Source organism: Bacillus pfraonensis (assembly GCF_050768835.1).
Taxonomy (GTDB): domain Bacteria; phylum Bacillota; class Bacilli; order Bacillales; family Bacillaceae_G; genus Bacillus_A; species Bacillus_A pfraonensis.
Genome location: NZ_JAHCDO010000014.1, coordinates 90,456 through 111,911, shown reverse-complemented (window position 1 = coordinate 111,911; position 21,456 = coordinate 90,456). Strand labels below are relative to the sequence as shown.

At 34.4% G+C, this 21,456-nt stretch carries 21 protein-coding genes and 2 pseudogenes; 16 read left to right on the top strand and 7 right to left on the bottom strand.

What is annotated here, in order from left to right; all coding sequences use genetic code 11:
- Positions 1-90 precede the first annotated feature (90 nt).
- Together KFD70_RS15150 and KFD70_RS15145 are read left to right on the top strand one after the other, a co-directional pair.
- Complete coding sequence (locus KFD70_RS15150; protein ID WP_336453508.1) at positions 91-546, top strand: DUF3939 domain-containing protein; 456 nt, start codon at positions 91-93, stop codon at positions 544-546.
- Between the two features lie 287 nt (positions 547-833).
- On the top strand, positions 834-1,787 hold the full coding sequence (locus KFD70_RS15145; RefSeq protein WP_336453507.1) for an alpha/beta hydrolase: 954 nt from the start codon (positions 834-836) through the stop codon (positions 1,785-1,787).
- A gap of 46 nt (positions 1,788-1,833) precedes the next feature.
- Here the strand turns inward: KFD70_RS15145 and KFD70_RS15140 are convergent, their stop codons facing one another.
- Complete coding sequence (locus KFD70_RS15140) at positions 1,834-2,835, bottom strand: LLM class flavin-dependent oxidoreductase (RefSeq protein ID WP_336453506.1); 1,002 nt, start codon at positions 2,833-2,835, stop codon at positions 1,834-1,836.
- 92 nt (positions 2,836-2,927) lie between these two features.
- Entirely contained in the window at positions 2,928-3,131 is a 204-nt protein-coding gene (locus KFD70_RS15135; protein WP_000831893.1) for a DUF3896 family protein, read from the bottom strand.
- Positions 3,132-3,315: 184 nt separating this feature from the next.
- Between KFD70_RS15135 and KFD70_RS15130 the strand changes: the two genes are divergently transcribed.
- Both KFD70_RS15130 and KFD70_RS15125 read left to right on the top strand, forming a co-directional pair.
- Positions 3,316-4,785, top strand: a complete 1,470-nt coding sequence (locus tag KFD70_RS15130; protein ID WP_336453505.1) for a flavin monoamine oxidase family protein — start codon at positions 3,316-3,318, stop codon at positions 4,783-4,785.
- Positions 4,786-4,970: 185 nt separating this feature from the next.
- Complete coding sequence (locus KFD70_RS15125; protein ID WP_336453504.1) at positions 4,971-5,555, top strand: GNAT family N-acetyltransferase; 585 nt, start codon at positions 4,971-4,973, stop codon at positions 5,553-5,555.
- A 118-nt stretch (positions 5,556-5,673) separates the two neighbouring features.
- Here KFD70_RS15125 and KFD70_RS15120 read toward each other — a convergent pair whose 3' ends face one another.
- Positions 5,674-6,576 (bottom strand): aldo/keto reductase, encoded by a 903-nt coding sequence (locus KFD70_RS15120; RefSeq protein WP_336453503.1) that lies wholly within the window; start codon positions 6,574-6,576, stop codon positions 5,674-5,676.
- A gap of 403 nt (positions 6,577-6,979) precedes the next feature.
- Between KFD70_RS15120 and KFD70_RS15115 the strand changes: the two are divergent.
- From KFD70_RS15115 to KFD70_RS15105, 3 genes and pseudogenes are all read left to right on the top strand, one after another.
- Positions 6,980-7,150: pseudogene (locus KFD70_RS15115) on the top strand (IS607 family transposase); the annotation flags it as partial.
- Positions 7,113-8,271 (top strand): annotated as a pseudogene (locus tag KFD70_RS15110) (RNA-guided endonuclease InsQ/TnpB family protein). The pseudogenes KFD70_RS15115 and KFD70_RS15110, both read left to right, overlap by 38 nt.
- Before the next feature lie 157 nt (positions 8,272-8,428).
- Positions 8,429-9,379 (top strand): CobW family GTP-binding protein, encoded by a 951-nt coding sequence (locus KFD70_RS15105; RefSeq protein WP_336453720.1) that lies wholly within the window; start codon positions 8,429-8,431, stop codon positions 9,377-9,379.
- Between the two features lie 10 nt (positions 9,380-9,389).
- On the opposite strand, the gene KFD70_RS15100 is transcribed toward KFD70_RS15105, so the two are convergent.
- Both KFD70_RS15100 and KFD70_RS15095 read right to left on the bottom strand, forming a co-directional pair.
- A complete protein-coding gene (locus KFD70_RS15100) occupies positions 9,390-9,860 on the bottom strand; it encodes a GNAT family N-acetyltransferase (RefSeq protein ID WP_336453716.1) in 471 nt (156 codons plus the stop codon).
- 138 nt (positions 9,861-9,998) lie between these two features.
- Positions 9,999-10,952, bottom strand: a complete 954-nt coding sequence (locus KFD70_RS15095; RefSeq protein ID WP_336453715.1) for a metal ABC transporter substrate-binding protein — start codon at positions 10,950-10,952, stop codon at positions 9,999-10,001.
- Positions 10,953-11,500: 548 nt separating this feature from the next.
- Here KFD70_RS15095 and KFD70_RS15090 point away from each other — a divergent pair.
- On the top strand, positions 11,501-12,160 hold the full coding sequence (locus KFD70_RS15090) for an oxidoreductase (RefSeq protein WP_336453714.1): 660 nt from the start codon (positions 11,501-11,503) through the stop codon (positions 12,158-12,160).
- Between the two features lie 41 nt (positions 12,161-12,201).
- On the opposite strand, the gene namA is transcribed toward KFD70_RS15090, so the two are convergent.
- Positions 12,202-13,242: an NADPH dehydrogenase NamA gene (namA, locus tag KFD70_RS15085; RefSeq protein WP_336453713.1), complete on the bottom strand. Its 1,041-nt coding sequence runs from the start codon at positions 13,240-13,242 to the stop codon at positions 12,202-12,204.
- A 132-nt stretch (positions 13,243-13,374) separates the two neighbouring features.
- Here namA and KFD70_RS15080 point away from each other — a divergent pair, with 132 nt between their 5' ends.
- The 6 genes from KFD70_RS15080 to KFD70_RS15055 all read left to right on the top strand — a co-directional run bounded on the left by KFD70_RS15080 (position 13,375) and on the right by KFD70_RS15055 (position 18,413).
- Entirely contained in the window at positions 13,375-13,827 is a 453-nt protein-coding gene (locus KFD70_RS15080) for a methylated-DNA--[protein]-cysteine S-methyltransferase (RefSeq protein ID WP_336453712.1), read from the top strand.
- 155 nt (positions 13,828-13,982) lie between these two features.
- Positions 13,983-14,927 carry a DUF2628 domain-containing protein gene (locus tag KFD70_RS15075; RefSeq protein ID WP_336453711.1) on the top strand — a complete coding sequence of 315 codons (945 nt, stop codon included), beginning with the start codon at positions 13,983-13,985 and terminating at the stop codon, positions 14,925-14,927.
- A gap of 146 nt (positions 14,928-15,073) precedes the next feature.
- Positions 15,074-16,735, top strand: a complete 1,662-nt coding sequence (locus KFD70_RS15070) for a peptide ABC transporter substrate-binding protein (RefSeq protein ID WP_336453710.1) — start codon at positions 15,074-15,076, stop codon at positions 16,733-16,735.
- Between the two features lie 57 nt (positions 16,736-16,792).
- Positions 16,793-17,212, top strand: a complete 420-nt coding sequence (gene fosB / locus KFD70_RS15065; protein WP_336453709.1) for a FosB/FosD family fosfomycin resistance bacillithiol transferase — start codon at positions 16,793-16,795, stop codon at positions 17,210-17,212.
- Between the two features lie 22 nt (positions 17,213-17,234).
- The gene (locus tag KFD70_RS15060; protein WP_336453708.1) at positions 17,235-17,777 is read left to right on the top strand and encodes a short-chain dehydrogenase; all 543 of its coding nucleotides are present in this window, start codon (positions 17,235-17,237) and stop codon (positions 17,775-17,777) included.
- A gap of 18 nt (positions 17,778-17,795) precedes the next feature.
- Entirely contained in the window at positions 17,796-18,413 is a 618-nt protein-coding gene (locus tag KFD70_RS15055) for a phosphoserine phosphatase 1 (RefSeq protein WP_336453707.1), read from the top strand.
- 55 nt (positions 18,414-18,468) lie between these two features.
- On the opposite strand, the gene KFD70_RS15050 is transcribed toward KFD70_RS15055, so the two are convergent.
- Positions 18,469-18,924: a CotG/ExsB N-terminal domain-containing protein gene (locus KFD70_RS15050; RefSeq protein WP_336453706.1), complete on the bottom strand. Its 456-nt coding sequence runs from the start codon at positions 18,922-18,924 to the stop codon at positions 18,469-18,471.
- 206 nt (positions 18,925-19,130) lie between these two features.
- Between KFD70_RS15050 and KFD70_RS15045 the strand changes: the two genes are divergently transcribed.
- Both KFD70_RS15045 and KFD70_RS15040 read left to right on the top strand, forming a co-directional pair.
- Positions 19,131-20,207 (top strand): CotH kinase family protein, encoded by a 1,077-nt coding sequence (locus KFD70_RS15045; RefSeq protein WP_336453719.1) that lies wholly within the window; start codon positions 19,131-19,133, stop codon positions 20,205-20,207.
- 595 nt (positions 20,208-20,802) lie between these two features.
- Complete coding sequence (locus KFD70_RS15040; RefSeq protein ID WP_174102559.1) at positions 20,803-21,420, top strand: NUDIX hydrolase; 618 nt, start codon at positions 20,803-20,805, stop codon at positions 21,418-21,420.
- Positions 21,421-21,456 lie beyond the last annotated feature (36 nt).

Below are 21,456 nucleotides of genomic sequence, written 5' to 3'. Positions count from 1 at the left end.
AAAAAACCTATTGAAAATTCTTTCAATAGGTTTTTTTATGATTTTTCAGCTTTCCTTTTATGGTATAATATAGTAAAAGGAGGCGATGCAATGTTTCGCTTTTTCAAAAGTGGAAAAGAGGAGAGGCAAATTACGAAAGATGAATTAGAGCAAGCCATGGCTCAGTTTCTAGAAAAAAACGCAAATATTGTTTATACAGTATTAGTCAATGAAGATTATACAGTGAATTATGATTTGTTAAAGCCGTATTTACCAGCATTTCCTACAAATACGTTCATTATAACGAAGGAAACGCTTGAGGTATTTGAACATACAGAGGATAATTTAGAACTAGTAAAAGAGATTGATATTGTGCAAAGAGCAGTAGACCAATATGTTACAGAAAAAGAAATGTTTCCTATTGTAGAAAATGATCAAGATCGTCTCATATGTGGAATGAAACTAGCACCATATTTAGATCGCATATTAAAGCGGAAATTATATATTTCAGAGAAACATTATTTAGTTTCAAGTAAACCAGATAAGAGCAAAAAGAATATTGTTTAACAAAAAACAACAATTTATAAATTGTTGTTTTTTGTTTTTAAGAAATTTGAATGAGGTTATATATCGATTAATAGATTGATTATTCTGTCAAATTATGATTAAATGATAAAAGAGTAGCAGAAAGGAGTGATGTATAATGAAAAATTATAATTTAATTCATGAACGGTGCCCTAAGGATAGCGGTAGCTACTGTTAATAGATGGCGAGACTATCATAGTGCTCATCTGCTGAAGCCTTAAGATGATATAAAAGTTTTTAGAGAAAAAGGTTACGGGAGGTAATGATCGATGAGTAGCATCACTTATATTGGTTTGTTAAATGGAACATTAGAATGTTATGTAAAGAACGGTAGTTTGGAAGCGTATCAATATATTGCAAAAAACGCTGATAAAGTAACTGATGGTAATAAGGCTCAAATATATAATTTTAAATATGCATTAGCAAGCGCATCTGGGCTTGAGAAAGAAGCTTTACATATAATGAAAGAAGCGATTATAGAAAATAAGTTTTGGTATGGCCATGAGTATTTAATGACAGACGATGATTTGAAACCTCTTCATAGATATGAAGAATTTCATCAGATGATTCAGCTCTGTAAAGAGAGAGAAGAGCTAGCAAAGAAGTCTGAACAATTTCATTTGAAAATGCTACAAGGAAATAGCAAGATTCATAACAATTTATTCATTGCATTGCATGGGGATCAAGAAAATATAAAGATAGCAGAGCCATATTGGCAATCAGCTGTGTCTCAAGGTTATTTATTAGCATTGCCGCAGTCGTCTCAAATTCAATTTTCAGAAGGATATGTTTGGGGTAATGTGGAAAAAGGGTCCCAGGAGTTAAAGGTACATTATGAAAGTATTATAGCGAACAATTATGGTGAGCCAGGTCATACAATTATCGGGGGATTTTCTGCTGGTGCAAGGGTAGCGCTACATACAATATTAACAGAAAATATAGAAGTAAAAGGATTTATTTTCGTAGCACCATGGCTCCCTGAAGTTGAAGAGTGGGAAAAATTGTTGAACACATTAAAAGATAGAAATATCAAAGGATATATTGTTTGTGGAGATCAGGATGAAGATTGCTTTGAATGTACACAGAAGTTTGTGGCATTATTAAAAAAGAAAAATGTAGAGTATAAATATAAAGTTATAGAAGGCTTAAAACATGATTATCCAGAAAATTTTGAAGAAACCTTACAAGAAGCAGTTAGATATATTAAGGGGACAGATTTATAATATACAAAAAAGGGGTCCATCTAGTGTGATGGACCTTTTTTGTATATTATAAATTAAAAGCTTCTGCTAATAAACGATACGATTTTAATTTATCCTCAAATTGATGAGTGATGGTTACAATCATGAATTCTTCTGTATTATATGCTTTACTCAATTCCATGATTTGCTTTTTTACTTGTGTCTGATCTCCAACGATTATACGTTGACGATTTTCTTTGATGCGGAAAAAGTCATAGGCATTGTAAGGATAGTTTTGTGCTGTTTCAATGGAAGGCGTACCAGTTGTACGTTTTCCTTGTTCTAATAATAAAATTGATAAATCTAGACTAGACGCGATTTTCTCGGCATCTTCATTTGTTTCTCCGCAAACAACAAAAATGGAAACAATTGATTTTGGCTTGTCTCCTAAGAAAGATGGCTGGAATTGTTCTTGATAAGCTTTCATCACTTCAGGGCCACCATAGCCGTTAATAAACTGAGCAAAGGCAAAAGCAGCTCCTTGTTTTGCTGCTATCATAGCGCTTTCTCCACTTGATCCGAGCATCCATATTTCAGGTGCAGTAGGAATACTAGGTGAAACTTTTAGATTTGCATATTGGTGGTTTTCAGGAATTTTATCATGTAGGTACATTGCTACATCTTGTATTTGCTCAGGATATTGATCAAGAGAAATCATTTTTCCTTCTTGTAACGCACGTGTTGCGATGGGCATACCACCTGGTGCTCTACCTACTCCAAGGTCAATTCGATTCGGATAAAGTGCCTCTAATACCCGGAAGTTCTCAGCTACTTTGTATGAGCTGTAGTGAGGAAGCATAACGCCGCCGGATCCCACACGGATACGATTTGTTTTCGCTGCAATATGAGATATGAGCACTTCAGGACTTGAACCAGCTAAACTGACAGAATTATGATGTTCAGATACCCAAAAGCGAGTAAATCCTAGTTTTTCAACTTCCTGTGCAAGTGTTACGGTATTGGAAAAAGCTTCAGTTGCTGTACTGCCATCAGAAATAGGTGATTGATCTAATACGCTTAATTTTATCATAGAATATACCTCTCTATCTTAATGTACATTCTATTATATATTTACTTACGAAAAATGCGTAAAGAAATGCTCAAAGAAACAAGCGAATGTTTTCACATCCGCTTGTTATGAGAAATTCCTCGTTCATAATGATTCATGTCCACTAAAGTTAAAATATAGTCGTAGTTATCGATCTCCATCTTAATTTGATTTCGATCCTCTTCAGTTAAATTTACATTTAATAATTTTTTACATAATAATTGTTTTTTCAATTCTAAATGTTTTTTTGTTTCAAGATAGTCGTAAGTACGTTTCATTTGAATCAATCCTTTCCTTACATTTCCTATCTATATTTTCATTATATGATAAGAAAGATGGAATGAGAGCAAATCTCTGTGAATTATTAGTGAATATTCAGAAATATAATGTGTTGTTCTACTATGCTTGTGAATACAATTCAGAGAATCACTGTTTTGTATTTTTAAAGTAAGGGGTGGAATGATGCGAGTGCATACACAATCCCATGTTGTAACTGATGAAATGCTGAAAATTATTGATAAAGGACTACCGAAAACAGTAGAGCCAAAACAAATCATTATAATTGGTGCTGGAATGGCTGGTTTAGTATCAGCATCGTTACTTAAGAGTGCAGGACATCATGTAAAAATCTTAGAAGCGAATAATCGTATAGGAGGCCGAATTGAGACGATTAGAATGGAGGATAATGGATTATATTTAGATGTTGGAGCAATGCGTATTCCTTATATACATACACTAACGATGGCTTATATAAGAAAATTCGGGCTACAAGTAACTCCTTTTATTAATCGAAATGAGACAGATATTATTTATGTGAATGGTAGAAAAACAACATTAAGACAGTATGAAAAGACCCCTAGTGTATTACGTTATCCGGTAGCAATGAATGAGGAAGGAAAAACATCTGAGGAATTATTATTACTAGCAGTGCAGCCAATTATTGACTTCATTAAAAGAAATCCAGATAAAAATTGGAGAATTGTTGAAAAAGACTTTGGGAAGTATTCAACAGCACAGTTTTTAAAGTATCATCCTTATCAGTATAATACTTACTTTTCACCAGTAACAATTGAGATGATTGGTGTACTTTTAGATTTAGAAGGATTTTTAGAAAGATCATTTGTTGAAACATTACGTTTTATATATATACTGCAGGAAGAAAGTGGTTTTTGTGAAATTACAGGGGGCAATGATCAGCTTCCAAAAGCTTTTTTACCTCAGTTACAGGATGATATTATATATAATCAAAAATTGATGAAGCTTCATCAACATGAAAAAGGAGTAACAGCATATTGTAGGCATGAAGAAACGTTTGAATATAGTAGCATAACAGGTGATTTAGTTATTACGACAATTCCGTTTTCCACAATGCGTTTTGTTGAAATTGATCCTTTCGATTCTGTATCACATGAAAAGTGGAAAGCAATTCGTGAACTACATTATATGGCGGCTACGAAAATAGGAATTCAATTTAAAAGCCGTTTTTGGGAAGAGCAGGGCCAACTAGGGGGGAGGATTATTACAGATTTACCAATACGCTATGCGTATTATCCGAGCTATGGTATTGGGACTAAGGGACCTGCTATGATGCTCGGAAGCTATACATGGTCATACGATGCATTATTATGGGACGGATTATCAAAAGGTGATCGTATTTATTATACATTACAAAACTTAGCGACTATATTAGGTGGTCAAGTGTATGATGAATTTATGTCAGGAGTAGCAAAAAACTGGACATTGGACCCGTATGCATTAGGGGGATTTGCGATTTTTCAAGCGGGTCAAGAAACAGAACTGCAACCAGCTATTGTAAAGCCTGAAGGGAAAATATATTTTGCAGGAGATCATACGACGCTTTATCATGGATGGATACAAGGAGCCATTGAGTCTGGAATACGTACAGCGGTAGAGGTGAATCAATTGAGGTAGCGGAGCTTATAGTGTTTATTTCTTTGAAGGGAATGACTTAGCAACGAAAAATGATGGGAGAGGTATGTTATCTTAACGATTTTTGATGCGGGAAAATATGGGTAATTTGAAAAATCAGAAAAAATAATTTACTATATGTTTAAGATTAAATATTATTATGTATAAAAAAACAAGGGGTGCTTGTAATGAATCCGTTATTACTTGATTTTCCTTCTGAATTTTACACAGACAGGCTTTTTGTTCGAATGCCGAAACCAGGGGATGGAAAAGCAGTCTATGAAGCTATCAATGCATCGATAGAAGAACTAAAACCGTGGATGGTGTTCGCTCAAAAGGAGCAAACAGAAGAAGAAATCGAAGCGAGTATAAGAAGGTCGCATATTCAATTTTTACAACGTGAAGATTTGAGATTACTAGTATTTTTAAAAGAAACAGGTGAATTTGTAGCTTCTGCTGGATTGCATCGTATTGATTGGGAAATACCCAAATTTGAAATTGGATATTGGATAGATGCTCGCTTTGGTGGAAAAGGTTATATGACAGAAGCGGCGCAAGGGATTATGAACTATGCTTTTACTGAGTTAAAGGCAAACCGGATAGAGATTCGTTGTGATTCACGAAATGTAAAAAGTAGAGCGATACCTGAGAGGTTGGGTTTCAACTTAGAAGGAATTTTAGAAAGTAATAGTGTAGCAGTAGATGGTAAGGGACTCAGAGATACGTGTGTGTTTGCGATGACAAGAAACAAATATGAGAAAGCAGAGCTATAATGTATTAGCTCTGCTTTTTTAATGGTATCCTTGATAAGGAAAAGACTCATGAAGCAGTAATTCTATTTGTTCCTCAAATGTAGGATTTTGTTTATAATACAAATCTTTTATTTGCAAATCATGGTACAGGGTGTCCATTCGAACTTTCAAAAATGGTAAACCACTGTTGGCGATCTAGTGTAAGTTTTGTAGCTTCGACCGCTGTTTTCACACGGTCTAGCTTACCCGAACCGACGATTGGCATCATGTTTGCTGGATGGGCAAGTAGCCATGCATACATGACAATATCGATGCTCTCAACATGTAGTTCATTTGCAATCTTTTGTAAAGTTTCTCGTAAGCGTACAGCACGTTCGTTTTGTCCTGTAAAGATTTCTCCACCAGCAAGAGGAGACCAAATCATAGGTGCGATTCTTTTTTCTTGACATAGATCAATCGTCCCTTTTTCAAAATGTTCAAGTTGCATCGCAGATACTTCAATTTGGTTGGTAACAAGCGGGAAATCTAAATATGAGCTAAGCATATTAAATTGAGAAGGTAAAAAATTAGATACACCAAAATGACGTACTTTTCCCTCTTGTTTTAAATGTGTGAAACCTTCTGCAACTTCACTTGGGTCCATAAATGGATCGGGACGATGAATCAGTAACAAATCAATATAATCAGTATGTAAGTTTTGAAGTGATTGCTCTGCACTTTTCACGATATGTTCAGCATTAGTATTATAGTGAGCAACATATCGTTCTGGAAATTTCGGTGATGGGGGAGCGATTCCACATTTAGTGACAATCTGCATGTTATCACGTAAAGAAGGTTGTAATTGTAATGCTTCCCCAAATAATGATTCACACGTATATCCCCCGTAAATATCAGCGTGGTCAAAAGTTGTAATCCCCATATCCATACAATTTTGGATAAAAGAAAGTACTTCTTGTTTTGATATATTCCATTCTGCTAAACGCCAAAACCCTTGAATGATACGAGAAAATTCAAGGTTACTAGCCATTTGAATTCGTTCCATTTTGAGTAGACCCCCTTGATGAATGATAATGTTTTTGAAAAGGCTTTCTTGTTCGGTACTATTATATAGTTATTAGACTGTACTTACAATGGATATGTCTTTGGTGTAAAAAATGATCTTATTGTATGAATGGGCAGTAAACCTACGCCTAAAGGGTAAGAGAGAAACTAGGAAGGTGGATGAGGATTACTACCTTAAAAATTAAAATTTCATCGTATCTATATGGTATAATGTACGAAGATATAGTTATAAGAAGATGTCTTTTAGTTAATTAAAATGTATGCAAACGTAGTCATAAGCGATATAACATAATCACAAGGAGCTGATTATGTGGGAAAACATTATAAACCGAAAGTATTCTCTGAATCATTAAATGTCTTTGTGTTGACTTTACAACGTTGAGATAATCAAGGGAAATGAAAGCCTTTCTCCGCAAGAAGAACTTGTTCAAGATATGATTTCTATTCTTCATATTTTTAGTTGTAGAATTTACGGTTTAAGAAAATATAAAAAGAAAATCAAAGAGGATGAGGATGTTGAAAAAAGCATACAAAACAGAAATCAAACTCACTGATATTCAAAAAGACAAAGTTATTCAAACGATTGGAGTAAGTCGATATATTTACAGCTTCTATATCGCCCATAATAAAGAAATATACGAAAAAGAAATTCATCAGTGGAATGGAATTTTCTAAGTGGTTGAATAACGAATATATTCCGAATCATAGAGATAAAATGTGGATCAAAGAAGTATCTTCTAAAGCAACGAAACAAGCTATTATGAATGGAGAAAAAGCATTTAAAAATTTTTTCAAAGGAAAAACAAAATTTCCCCGTTTCAAAAAGAAGCGAGACCAAGATGTGAAATGTTATTTTCCGAAAAATAACAAAACAGATTGGATCGTCGAACGACATCGCATTAAAATACCTACCATTGGATGGGTACGATTAAAAGAATTTGGTTACATCCCCACGAATGCTACGGTAAGTAGTGGAATTGTTTCTCAAAAAACAGGTACATTCTTTGTATCTGTACTTTGTGAAGTGGATACAAAGAATACGCAAATAAACACACAAGATGGTATAGGTGTAGATATTAGAATTAAAGATTTTGCAATTTGTAGTCATGACATTACTTTTAAAAATATCAATACAACACAGAAAATAAAAAGATTAGAAAAATCTTTAAAACGACAACAAAAATCTTTAAGTCGTAAATATGAACATATAAAAAAGAGAGGTGAAAACTCTGCCACTAAAAAGAATATCAATAGACAAATCCTAGTGATACAAAAACTTCATAATCACCTTGCGAACATCCGCGAGGAATATATTAGATATGTTGTAAATACTTTAGTGAAAGCCAAACCGAAGTATATAACAATTGAAGATTTGCATGTTAAAGGGATGATGAAAAATCGTCATTTGTCTCGTGCAGTATTTGTACAGAAATTCTATCGCTTTAGAGAATGGTTGACGTATAGATGCAATGAATATGGTATCGAATTAAGAATAGTACATCGTTTTTATCCTAGTTCGAAAACATGTTCTTGTTGTGGATATAAAAAAGTTGACCTACGTTTATCTGATAGAATTTTTAAATGTGATAACTGCGATGTTGAAATGGATAGAGACTTTAACGCAAGTCTAAATTTGAAATATGCAATAGAATATACGATCATCACATCTCGATAACGTATATATGTAGGGTGGGCTACATCCGAATTTACGCTTGTGGAGTGCTATATCAAATTGTGGTAGCGAGTAAGTGGCGAAGCGAGGCACATAGAAGCAAGAATGATCTAACGTAGATGATTATGTTTGTCTATGTTTTTAGTAGCAGATGTACGAAATGATTCCAGTAACAATTTTAACTGGTTTTCTTGGATCTGGGAAAACAACATTATTAAATCGTATCTTGTCGGAAGAACATGGTAAGAAACTAGCGGTCATTGTAAATGAAATAGGTCAAATTGGTATCGATAACCAACTGATTATGAATGTAGAAGAAGAAATTATGGAAATGACAAATGGTTGTTTATGCTGTACAGTGCGTGAAGACCTACTTGTTGCTTTAAAACAATTATTGGATGTAAAAGCAGAGGGGAAAATGGATTTTGATGGCCTAGTGATTGAAACGACAGGTCTTGCGAATCCAGGACCGATTATCCAAACGTTCTTTTTAGATCCGGTTATTCAATCAGCATACAAAATTAATGGCGTTGTGACTGTGGTAGATAGTTATCATATACATAAACATTTTGAAAAAGGATTAGAAGCAAAAGAGCAGATTGCCTTTGCTGATATGATTTTAGTAAATAAAGTAGATTTAATTGAAGAAGCGAAAAAGGAAGAACTTCTTACTGAGTTACAAGGGATTAATCCGACGGCAAAATTAATTCCGACGACAAATTGTGAAGTAGATATCCCTGCTTTATTAGAAATTCAAACGTTTAAAACGCGTGATACATTAGAAATTTATCCGCATAAAGAGCACCATCATTTAGAAGGTGTGAAATCATTTGTATTACGTGAAGAGCGTCCACTTGATTTGCAAAAGTTAAACGAATGGATGTCAGCTGTTGTTCAAGAGTTAGGAGAGTATTTATATCGATATAAAGGAATTCTTTTGATTGATGGAGTAGATCGCCGCATTGTTTTCCAAGGTGTTCATACATTATTTGCTGCTTCTTATGATAGAGAGTGGAAAGAGGGAGAAAAGCGAGTGAGTGAAGTGGTCTTTATTGGGAAAGACATTAATAAAGAATGGTTCCAAGAACATTTTAAAGAATGTGTAAAATAAGCCTGCTAATTTAGCAGGCTTGTTTTTTATCTATAAGCAATTCCATCACAACACCAACAACGGGCCCATCATCATCAATATCACCAGTTAAGTGAAAGCCGAAAGACTCATATAGTTTCATTGCTAGTTTGTTTTCTGGATGTAAGCTTAAATAAATCTTTTTACATTGAAATTTTTGTTGTAAATACTGAATTAGCAGGCGGAGAAACTGTTTCGCATAGCCATTTCCTTGAAAATGGTGATCAATCATAAAACGATCTAGCCATACGCTATCATCTTTTGCTGAATGCCAACCATACATTGCGTATCCAATAAGTGTCTCTGCATCATACAAGCCTACTGACGTTCCATTTCCTTCATATAGAGATTCTGCTAAAGAAAATGCATTACTTTCGATAAAGTGTTGCTGCTCCTTTGCTACGTCTAAAGCAGCGACTGAACGCCAATTATTTGCTGTTACTTCACAAATGTGAAGATTCATAGTTCCAACTCGCTTTCATAAAATGTTATATCTTTAAAGCTAATATGGATAATTTTACTTGTTATTCCGTTTAAGTCAAGCAGTAGCCTATGAAAAAGACAGTTGAAAAAATTCCAACTGTCTGAAAGGTAAAGATATTTAGTTTGTAGCTTCTTTTAAAGCATTCATGTTTTCTTCCATTAATGTGAAGTAATCTTTATTTTGCTTTGCATCATCTTCAGAGATAGTAGCAAGATGATTTAAGCGTAAAATTTTCGTTCCCGTTTCTTTTTGAATTACTTCTGCTACTTTTGGAGTAGAGAATGTTTCAAAAAGAATATACTTCAAACCATGCTCTTTTGCTGTTTTTGTAATATTAGCAAGTTCTTTTTGTGACGGTTCATCGGAAGCTGAGATTCCAGCAACTGGAATTTGTTTTAAGCCATAGCGTTTTTCCCAGTATCCATATGCAGCGTGAGAAACTAGAATATCTTTCGTTTTTGCATCTGAAACAACAGATTTAAAATGATCATCTAAATCAGTGAACTTTGTTTGCAGGGCAGCGAAGTTTTTTTCAAACTCTTTTTTATGATCCGGTTGCAATTCTATGAGTGCATCTTTAATTTTTTCAGCTTGCTTCATCGCAAGTGTCGGGTCTAGCCATACGTGTGGATCTTTGTCATGATGGTGATGTTCTTCCTCTTTATGACCTTCTTCGTGCTCATGATGTTCTTCTTCTGATGAAGCGATAAGATCAAAGCCTTTAGATGCATTAACAACTTTTACATTCTCTTTTGTTAATGTTTTTTCCATTTTTTCTGCAAACGGTTCTAATTCTGCACCGTTATATACGAAAAGGTCTGCTTTCGCAACTTGAACCGTTTGTTTTTGCGTTGGCTCATATGTATGAGAGTCAGCGCCAGGTGGATAAATTGTTTCAACATTTACATAGTCGCCACCGATTTTTTTAGTGAAATCAGCAAGTGGAAAAATGGTTGTATACACAGAAAGTTTTCCGTCTTTTTTGGCCACTCCGTCTTTTTGGTTGGAACATCCAGCAAAAATTAATGTGAAAATAAGTATAAAAGAAAACACTATTAACTTTTTCTTCATGTCATTCTCCTCTTTTCTTTCTTTTCCAATTTTATTTTCTCCAAAAGTAAGAGAAAAAACATCTTTTTGTTACAAAACGTAATAATTCCGTTTTAAGTTGCGAACTTAGTATAATACATCTCTGCGAAAGTTGCAATAAATAATAATCATTCCGATTTGATTTTGTTATAAATTTGTCAAAAAGAACAGTATTATTTTTCTGTTTATTGCATATGTGACAATACTACTTTCATATATTGGGGTAGAGGGTATAAAAAGGAGATGAGAGATTGGATTACTTGATGGAAGCAATTTTATTAGTGCTAGCAATAGTCTTGCCATTGACATGTGTTTTGATTTTTTTAAAAACATTAATAGGTAATCTCGGCGATTCTACAAATATAACGAAACTACCACAAGAGAAAGAAAACGAAAAAGAGTAAGCAAAGCACTTGCATCATGCAGAGTGCTTTGCTTATGATAAAATAAGATAAAGGAAAACTCTCACAAGTGGGAGTTATGCTACCCGTTCAGACGGGATAAAAGTAGATAAAGAGGTATAAAAGTAGATGAACAAACGAACAGCCTTAGTACTGGGAGCAAGTGGTTTAGTTGGACAAGAAGTGACGCAGCTATTACTTGATTCAGATTACTATGACTCGGTTATGATTTTTGTCAGAAAACCACTGCGATGGGAACATGAAAAGTTGCAGCAGAAACAAGTCGATTTTTCTATATTAGAAGAGTATAAAGAATTTTTTGCTGTTGATGATGTCTTTAGCTGTCTTGGGACAACAATTAAGAAAGCAAAAACGAAAGCGAATTTTAAAAAAGTAGACTATGAATATACATTACGAGCAGCTTGTTTAGCAGAAAAGCAAGGTGTGCAAAATTTTCTTGTTATTTCTTCTATGGGGGCCAATCCAAAATCACTTTTCTTTTATTCACAAGTAAAAGGAAAGATGGAGGAAGAACTTCAAAAGTTGGTGATTGGTGGGATTCATATATTTAGACCATCACTACTACTTGGAGATCGAGAAGAATTTCGTTTTGGAGAAAGAATGGCTGAGAAGATATTTGGCGTCGTACCATTTGTATTTAATGGTACTTTAAAAAAGTATAAGCCAATTACAGCTGAGCAGGTTGCAAAAGGGATGTATTTAGCAGCATTACGTGAAGAATCTGGTGTTCATATTTATAATTCCACAAAGATTACAATGATGAAATAATGAGAACGAGAAGGGGAATCCCTTCTCGTTTTTATGTCGTATTAGCGGCGAGTTGGGGCTATTTTACCATGAGCACGTTGATATTGGCGTGGCTCTTGTAATTCAAATCCAAGTTCATTGGCTGCTGTTCTTGGAAAATATGGATTACGAAGTAACTCGCGACCAATAAAGATTAAGTCTGCCTCATTATTTGCTAAAATTTCTTCTGCTTGTATACCACTTGTAATGAGTCCTACTGCACCTGTCGCGATGTCCACTTGTTCTTTTATATGACTTGCATATTTTACTTGATAGCTAGGGTAAACGTCGATGTGAGCAGGGACAACTGCACCAGAGCTACAATCAATTACATCTACGCCTTGTTCTTTCATCCATTTTGCAAACTGAACATAGTCATGTACTGTTAATCCTTCAGGATGATAGTCATTTGCAGAAATACGGACGAATAAAGGGCCATTCCAAACTTCATTTACAGCATCAATGATTTCTCTTAAGAAACGGTAACGGTTTTCAGGAGATCCACCATATTCATCAGTTCGTTTGTTTGATAATGGAGAAAGAAATTCATTAATGAGATAGCCATGAGCCGCGTGGAGTTCAATAATATCGAACCCGGCTTGTTTGGAACGGTATGCAGCATCTTGAAAAGCGGAAATTGTCTTTTGGATTAGCTGTTTATTCATTTCTACTGGAATTTTCATTGTATCATTAAACGCAATAGCTGAGGGTGCTACAGCATCTGTATGTAAATCAGCTTTTCGTCCAGCATGTGCTAACTGAATAGCTGATTTTGCGCCATTTTCATGGATGAGTGACACCGTTTTTTGTAACTCTGGAATATGATTAAGATTCCATATACCTAAATCTTTATTAGAAATACGTCCCTCAGGTAAAACGGCTGTAGCTTCAAGCATAACAAGGCCTACTTGACCAGCTGCTCGAGATGCATAATGAATATGATGGAAATTTGTAACCTTTCCATCCTCGTTTTCTGAAGAGTACATACACATCGGTGACATAACAATACGATTTTTTAATGTAATATTTTTAATCGTATAAGGTGAAAAAAGATGATAGTCCATAGTTATTCCCCCTTTTGCAGTTTCCTCTATTGTAGCATTATCATTTTTGTTTCCATAATGAAACGCTTATTCTCGAAATTTTGTACATATATGTTACAATGATTGAAATGAATTAAATTGGAGGATAGGGGCATGTACCGAGCGTATTATGATAGCGAAATAGGTTTGCTTGAAATCACTGCAAATGATGAAGGAATTACGTCTGTTATTTTTGTAGAGGAACGAAAAGAAGAGACTAAAAATCAAATTGTAGAACAGTGTCTTACTGAATTAGATGAATATTTTCATCAAAAGCGAACGGAATTTACAGTACCATTGTCAGCGATTGGAACACAATTTCAAAAGAGTGTTTGGGATGCACTTTATACGATTCCATATGGAGTGAGTGCTTCTTATCTAGATATTGCGAAAAAGGTTGGTAACACAAAGGCAGTGCGAGCGATTGGAGGAGCGAATAGTCGCAATCCGATTTCTATTATCGTTCCGTGTCATCGAGTAATTGGAAAAAGTGGAAAGTTAGTTGGCTATGCAGGTGGCCTATGGCGAAAAGAATGGTTATTAAAACATGAGGGGATTTTGAAATAATGATGAAACTTTTTGCTTTAAAATGAATGGTTTCATCTATTATTTATGGGAATGTATCATCGTATGAAAGGCTCTTTCTTCAATTAACTAAGTCTTTAAGTAGGTTGAACAACAGAAATATAAGTAGGGGATAAATCACGGAAAGAGGGATTATTTTGCGTTGTATAAATTGTGGGAATCCTTGTCCTGACGGTCAGTTCAATTGTGAAGATTGTCAGCAAGTTTTACATAATAGAACAAAAGAGGAAATCTCACCAATTGAAAAAGATATGGAACAATATGTGGGAGCACACTATCCGTATTATAAAAGAAAATGGGACAAAGAAAAGAAACGAATAGCAGGATGGAGCTGGAATGGATGGGCTGCTATTTTTAATGTTGGATGGCTTGGATATCGAAAGTATTACTTACCTGCTTGTTTATTTGTAATCTTATTAGTAGCTTGTGATGCATTCTCATATTATATGGGATTCAATGTGGCACTTCCAATTATTAATATGGTTCCGCTTACTTTTTTATTACTCATTTTAATGATGATAGGAATCGGAATTTTTGCTAATGGGTTATATTATCGATTTGCTGAGCGGAAAATATATCGGATAAAAGCAAGAGGAATAAAGAATGAAGATGTTGAAGATTATCTTATTCGTGATAGTGGTGGAACAAGTAAGATGGGAGCGGCTATTGTTACAATTTTGACAGCTGCAAGTATATTTATGAGTCACTTTTTCTTTCCGACAGATCAAGATGTTATTCAAAAAGTACGAACAAGTTCTCTTTATGAGTATCCTTTCTTTTCTATTGGGGAATCGTTTGAACAGTACTTTCAGCAACCCAACTGGGTGTATTATCGTGGGGAGGATGGACTAGAATTAGTAGAATTTCATGGATACAATGGTGGAATGACAAGACAGAAAATTGTTATTCAATTTGTTGTCGATTACAGGTTACATGAAATTGAACCATATTCTCTTACAGTTAACGGTGAGCCACAAGATGAAAATGAATTCTTAAAAATGCTGGAAGATGTGTTTCGTACGCAAAATCTGTTTGAGTTGGATGATGGACTACACAAAGATGAAAAAAAAGAAATGTTATAAGAAATGAATGTAAAAGCAGATGGAGTAGCTTTTACATTCATTTCTTTTTTGTTTTATACTAGAAAAACATTTGAAATAATCAGAATTTTTTGTATAATACTATCATACATGCTTTATTGTATACATACAGATTGGGGGAAGGAAGAATGAAGAAAAAAGTTTCAACGCTTGCGGCACTTGCATTATCAACAAGTATGTTCGTTGCAGGTTGCGGGGATGGGGAGAAAGCATCGACAACGAAGAAAGAAACGAACAAGGGAATGGCCGACAAACAAGTGCTAAATTTACTAGAAGCAGCAGAAATTCCTTCGATGGATACGTCAAAATCAACAGATTCCGTATCATTCCGAGTATTTGTTAATGCAATGGAGGGTTTATATCGGTTAGATAAAGACAATAAACCAACTCCAGGTATGGCAAAAGATGTGAAAATTAGTGAGGATAAGAAAACATACACGTTTGAATTACGAGATGCAAAATGGTCGAATGGTGAACCCGTTCGTGCACAAGATTTTGTATATGGCTGGCAACGTGCGCTTGATAAAGCAACAGCGGCTGAATATGCATTTATTTTATTTGATGTGAAAAACGCACAAAAAGTAAATAAAGGAGAATTACCATTAGATCAATTAGGTGTTAAAGCAAAAGACGATAAAACATTAGTAGTTGAACTAGAGCAACCAGCACCGTACTTTCTTGAACTTACATCTTTCCCAACATTTTTCCCTTTAAATGAGAAGTTCGTTAAAGAGCATGGGGCAAATTATGCATTAGAAGCTGATAAAATTTTATATAATGGACCATTTACGTTAAGTGAGTGGAAACATGAACAAAGTTATCAATTAAAGAAAAATCCAAACTATTGGGATAAAGACACTGTAAAACTAGAAGAGATTAACGTTAGTATTGTCAAGGAAACGAGCACAGGTGTGAACCTGTATGATAGTGATCAAGCAGATCGTGTCATTTTAACTTCTGAGTTTGTAGATAAATATAAAAAGAGCAAAGCAGATGAGTTTAAAACGAAATTAGACCCACGTATGTATTTCTTACGCTTTAATCAGCAAAATCCAACTTTTAAAAACCAAAAGGTGAGAGAAGCAATTGATTTAGCTTATGACAAAAAAGGGATTGCGAATGTCATTTTAAATAATGGTTCATTACCAGCATATTTCTTAGTACCAGAAAAATTTACAACGGGTCCAGATGGGAAGGATTTCCGTACAGTTAATAAAAATTTCCGTGACAGCAAAGATAATGTAGAAAAAGCGAAAAAGTTATGGGAAGAAGCGAAAAAAGAATTGGGACAAGATACAATTACAGTTGAATTACTAAACGATGATGATGGTAGTCGGAAAAAAGTTGGCGACTTTATTAAAGAAGAGCTTGAGAAAAATTTACCTGGAATTAAAGTGAATTTAAAACAACAACCATATAAACAAAAATTAGATTTAGAGAAAAAATTACAGTATGAGTTTTCTTTATCGGCATGGAGTCCGGATTATCCAGATCCAATGACGTATATTGACATGTTTGTGACAGGAAGTTCATTTAATGAAATGGCGTACTCAAATCCAAAATATGATGACTTAGTTGCTAAGTCAAAAGGTGAGTTGTTAAAAGACGATGCTGCACGCTGGAAAGCACTGGCTGAAGCAGAAAAAATCTTAATTGGAGAAGATGTTGCAATTTCACCTACTTATCAGCAAAGTACCGCATATTTGGAAAAACCATATGTAAAAGGAATTGCAAACCATACATTCGGTGGAGATTTTAGTTATAAATGGGCATATGTTACAAAAAAATAGTACAATAAGAGGTGAGCGAATATTCGCTCATCTCTTATTTTGTAAGGAGGATTTATGTTGATAAATGGCCTTAATCATCTTTGTTTTTCAGTTTCAGATTTAGAAGAGTCTATTCAATTTTATGAAACAGTATTAGAGGGGAAGTTATTAGTAAAAGGAAAAAAACTTGCATATTTTGATGTATGTGGAGTTTGGATCGCGCTCAATGAAGAAGTAGATATTCCGAGAAGCGAAATTCATCAATCATATACACATCTTGCGTTTTCTGTTGAACAAGCGGACTTTGATAAGCTACTACAGCGATTAAAAGAAAATGAAATTCATATTTTAGAAGGCAGAGAACGTGATGTAAGAGATTGTCAGTCTATTTATTTTATTGATCCAGATGGACATAAATTTGAATTCCATTCAGGTACATTGCAGGACCGCTTAAAGTATTATAAGGAAGCAAAACCACATATGAAATTTTATTGTTGAAATAAAGGGGGCAGGGAAGAATATGCATGCGCTTGTTGTTGGAGGGACAGGGATGCTAAAAAAAGTGTCCGTTTGGCTTTGTAATCAAGGTTTTTACATTTCTGTTATGGGACGAGATAGAGATAGGTTAGAAGGTGTGAAAGATACATGTAATGCCCCAGACAATGTTACATGTATTTCTCTTGATTACCATGACAGTAACACTTTAAAACAATCTATTAAAGATACTATTAAACAAAATGGTCCTATCACATTAGTAGTAGCTTGGATACATTCAACTGCTAAAAAGGCGCTGAAAGTAATTTGTGAAGAAATTGAATTACATTCTAAATCATATAGTCTGTTTCATATATTAGGGAGTAGTGCTTCTCGATTGGAACGCCGAAAAATAGAGAGTCCTTTATGTAATTATCATAGAGTTATATTAGGATTTATTTTACAAGGTGAATATTCAAGATGGTTGACTCATGAAGAAATTGCTGAAGGGGTTATAGCAGGAATTCAGAGTAAAGAAGATGAGTGTATTGTAGGGACAATAGAGCCATGGGGATTACGACCAATTTAATGAGGAGGAAGGAAACGAATGAAAACGACTTTATATGTAACACGTCATGGAGAGACAGAATGGAATATAGCAAAGCGTATGCAAGGAAGAAAGAACTCGAATTTAACTGAGAAAGGAATGCTACAAGCAAAACAGTTAGGGGAACGTATAAAAGATATACCACTTCATGCGATATATAGCAGTCCAAGTGGAAGAACCATGCATACCGCAGAGTTAATCAAGGGTGAGCGAAGTATCCCGATTATAGCTGATGAACATTTTTACGAGATTAATATGGGGAGCTGGGAAGGACAAATGTTAGCGGATTTGGAAGCGCAGTATCCGGAGGAAGTACATACATTTTGGAATGAACCACATCGTTTTTGTTCGACATCCGGTGAGAATTTTTATGATGTGTATAATCGAGTGATAGAAGGAGTAAACTTTCTTTTAGAAAAACATAAAGAGCAAAATATTTTAATTGTATCACATGCAGCAGCGGCAAAATTGCTGGTAGGGCACTTCGCTGGTCTTTCTGTTGAAAAAGTGTGGGATGATCCATTTATGCATAGTGCAAGCCTAAGTATTATTGAATTTGAAGAGAAAAAGTCTAGTGTGAAACAGTTTGCCGATATCAGTCATTTCCAGCAAGTATAAAAAGACCGCGAGAGCGGTCTTTTTACATTTATTTTTAACAGGAAGGCATAAAGGATTAGCAATTACGCTTTTTATACCAGAAGTGATCGAATTTTTTTCTTTTGCGGGATGAATGTTTACTGTCATCGCATTCATGGCATCTTGTATGACAGTCGTCATCACAAGATGAATGTTTACGATGATCACAATCATGATCACGATAAAATACAGTTTTTTTACAGAATGATCGTTTAGTCCAGAAAAATTTCTTTTCAAAACGAACACATTTCGTAATGAGTTTACATTTTTTCACACGTGTAATTTTTGTAACAAATGTACATTTTTTTACACGTGTAACTTTTGTAACAAATGTCCATTTTTTTATATGAGTACATTTTGTTCTTGGACATCCGCAATCTTCTTTTGAATGACAATCATCGTCACAATCAAAAGTACTTGGATCCTGATGTAAAAACTCCTCCATCCCTGCACTTTTGATTTCTTCAACGGCTTTTCGAATATCACGTTTCATAGAAATCCTCCCTATCACTAATTAAAATGAAAAAGTGGCCTTTTGTGGCCTTTTACATTAATCATGATATGAAAGTGTTTATCATCCTGTATGTGACAAGAGTTTAATTTTCATAGAAAATAGATATATAGCGGATGTATGGACAAAATTATGAGCATACATTGAATGAAGAGAAAGAGAAAAAGAAAAAGAAGGGATGGGAGAACATGTTGCCTTCTTATGACTTTTTTATTCATCCAATGTATCTTGTTGAACTAAAAAAGGACATTTGGTCTGATAATCCAGTGCCTGCTAAGTTAACGTACGGAAAAAGAAAGTATGATATTGACATTGTATACCGTGGAGCGCATATTCGAGAATTTGATAAAAAATCATATCAAGTTATGTTCTATAAACCGAAACAATTTCAAGGGGTAAAAGAGTTTCATTTGAATTCAGAGTTCAAGGATCCGTCACTTATAAGAAATAAATTATCACTTGACTTCTTTAGTGATATTGGTGTGCTCTCGCCAAAATCTCAGCATGTTTTTATCAAAATGAATGGTCAAATTCAAGGCGTATATTTACAATTAGAATCTGTTGATGAAAACTTCTTGAAAAGTCGTAAATTACCGAGTGGATCAATTTATTATGCAATTGATGATGATGCGAATTTTTCATTAATAAGTGAGCGTGAAAAGGATGTTAAAACAAATCTATCTGCAGGTTACGAGTTTAAATGTGCAAATGAACATAGTGAAGAGCAACTTAGTGAATTTGTTTATCAGGCCAATGTGCTATCACGAGAAAAATATGAAAAAGGAATTGTAAATTATCTTGATGTTGAAAAGTATTTGCGGTGGTTAGCAGGTGTTATTTTGACTCAAAACTTTGATGGTTTTGTTCATAACTATGCATTGTATCATAATGATGAAACGAGTTTATTTGAAATAATCCCATGGGACTATGACGCTACATGGGGACGTGATGTAGAGGGAAGGCCACTTAACCATGAATACATTCGAATCCAAGGATATAATACGTTGAGTGCCAGAATTCTTGATATACCGGTATTTCGAAAACAATACCGCAATATTCTTGAAGAAATTTTGGAAGAAAAATTCACAATTTCTTTTATAAAGCCGAAAGTAGATGGGATGTGTGAAGCGATTCGTCCATATCTTATACAAGATCCCTATATGAAAGATAAAATAGATATTTTTGATCAAGAAGCAGAGTTTATTTTTCAATATATAAACAAGCGGCGTGAATATATACATGAACATTTAGATGAGTTGTCATAAAGTGAAAGTTTAATCAGTGGGGGGCTTACTGCTCGCAAATATATAAATGTGGATTGAAAGACCTACATAAACCCCTTCCTTTTATGTAGGAGAGAGGATCCGCTCATGGGTAGTCGCCCATGTCATGTGAAAACAGAAGGAGAAAACGAGTGAAGACCTTCTTTTCTTTTCATAACCGTGGCTTATATGTCGGAAAATTAAAATGGATATATATAGCAAGATAAAACAAGAAAGAGGTTGATATATTGTCAATCTCTTTCTTGTTTTATAGAAATTCAAATTAAAAAATCGATATTAAACTCTTTCTTTTTAGGCGAAGAGCATCCGGTTATGCATAGAAACAATCGTATCCTCTTCCGTCCCATGTCAAGTCAAAATAGGGAGAGAACATGAGTGCAAGTTACAAGTTGCCTTTTCTTCTTCGTAGCAGCAACCTGTATGTCGGGAAATCAAAATAGATTAATATATTTCATAAAAAACACTAGACTTTTATAAAATTATTTGATTTCTTTTAAATTTTTCGTGAATAGGATACTATTTGTGTAGGTGAGGTAAATAAATGCAAATATTATATTATTTATAGGATGGTGAGAATATGGAAGCGAAATGGATCGATTGGGTAAAACAAATACAAGCCATTGCTCAGGCGGGTTTAACGTATTCAAAAGATGTGTATGATATTGAACGTTTCGGGCAATTACGTGATCTTTCAGTTACGATGATGTCTCATTATACGAAGACTGATTGGGAAGTGGTAGAAAAATTATTTGCTAATGAAACAGGTTATCAAACACCGAAAGTAGATATTCGGGCTGTCGTATATAAGGATGATAAATTATTATTTGTGAAAGAAACAAGTGATGGAAAATGGGCTCTTCCAGGTGGATGGGCGGATGTTGGTTATACGCCAACAGAAGTGGCAGCAAAAGAGGTTTGGGAAGAAACGGGCTATAAAGTTGACCATTTTCGATTATTAGCAGTATTTGACAAAGAAAAGCATTTTCCATCGCCAGCAGCAACACATGTATATAAAATATTCATTGGTTGTGAAATCGTTGGAGGAGAAAAACAAACAGGTATTGAAACAGAGGAAATAAACTTTTTTGGTGAAAACGAAATCCCAGAGTTATCAACCGCTAGAAATACAGAGTGGCAAATTAAAGAAATGTTTGCTTGTATGAAAGATAGAAATAAAAATGCCATACTTGATTAAGAAAAAGGTGTACAGGTAATATTTAGTATCTTTCAC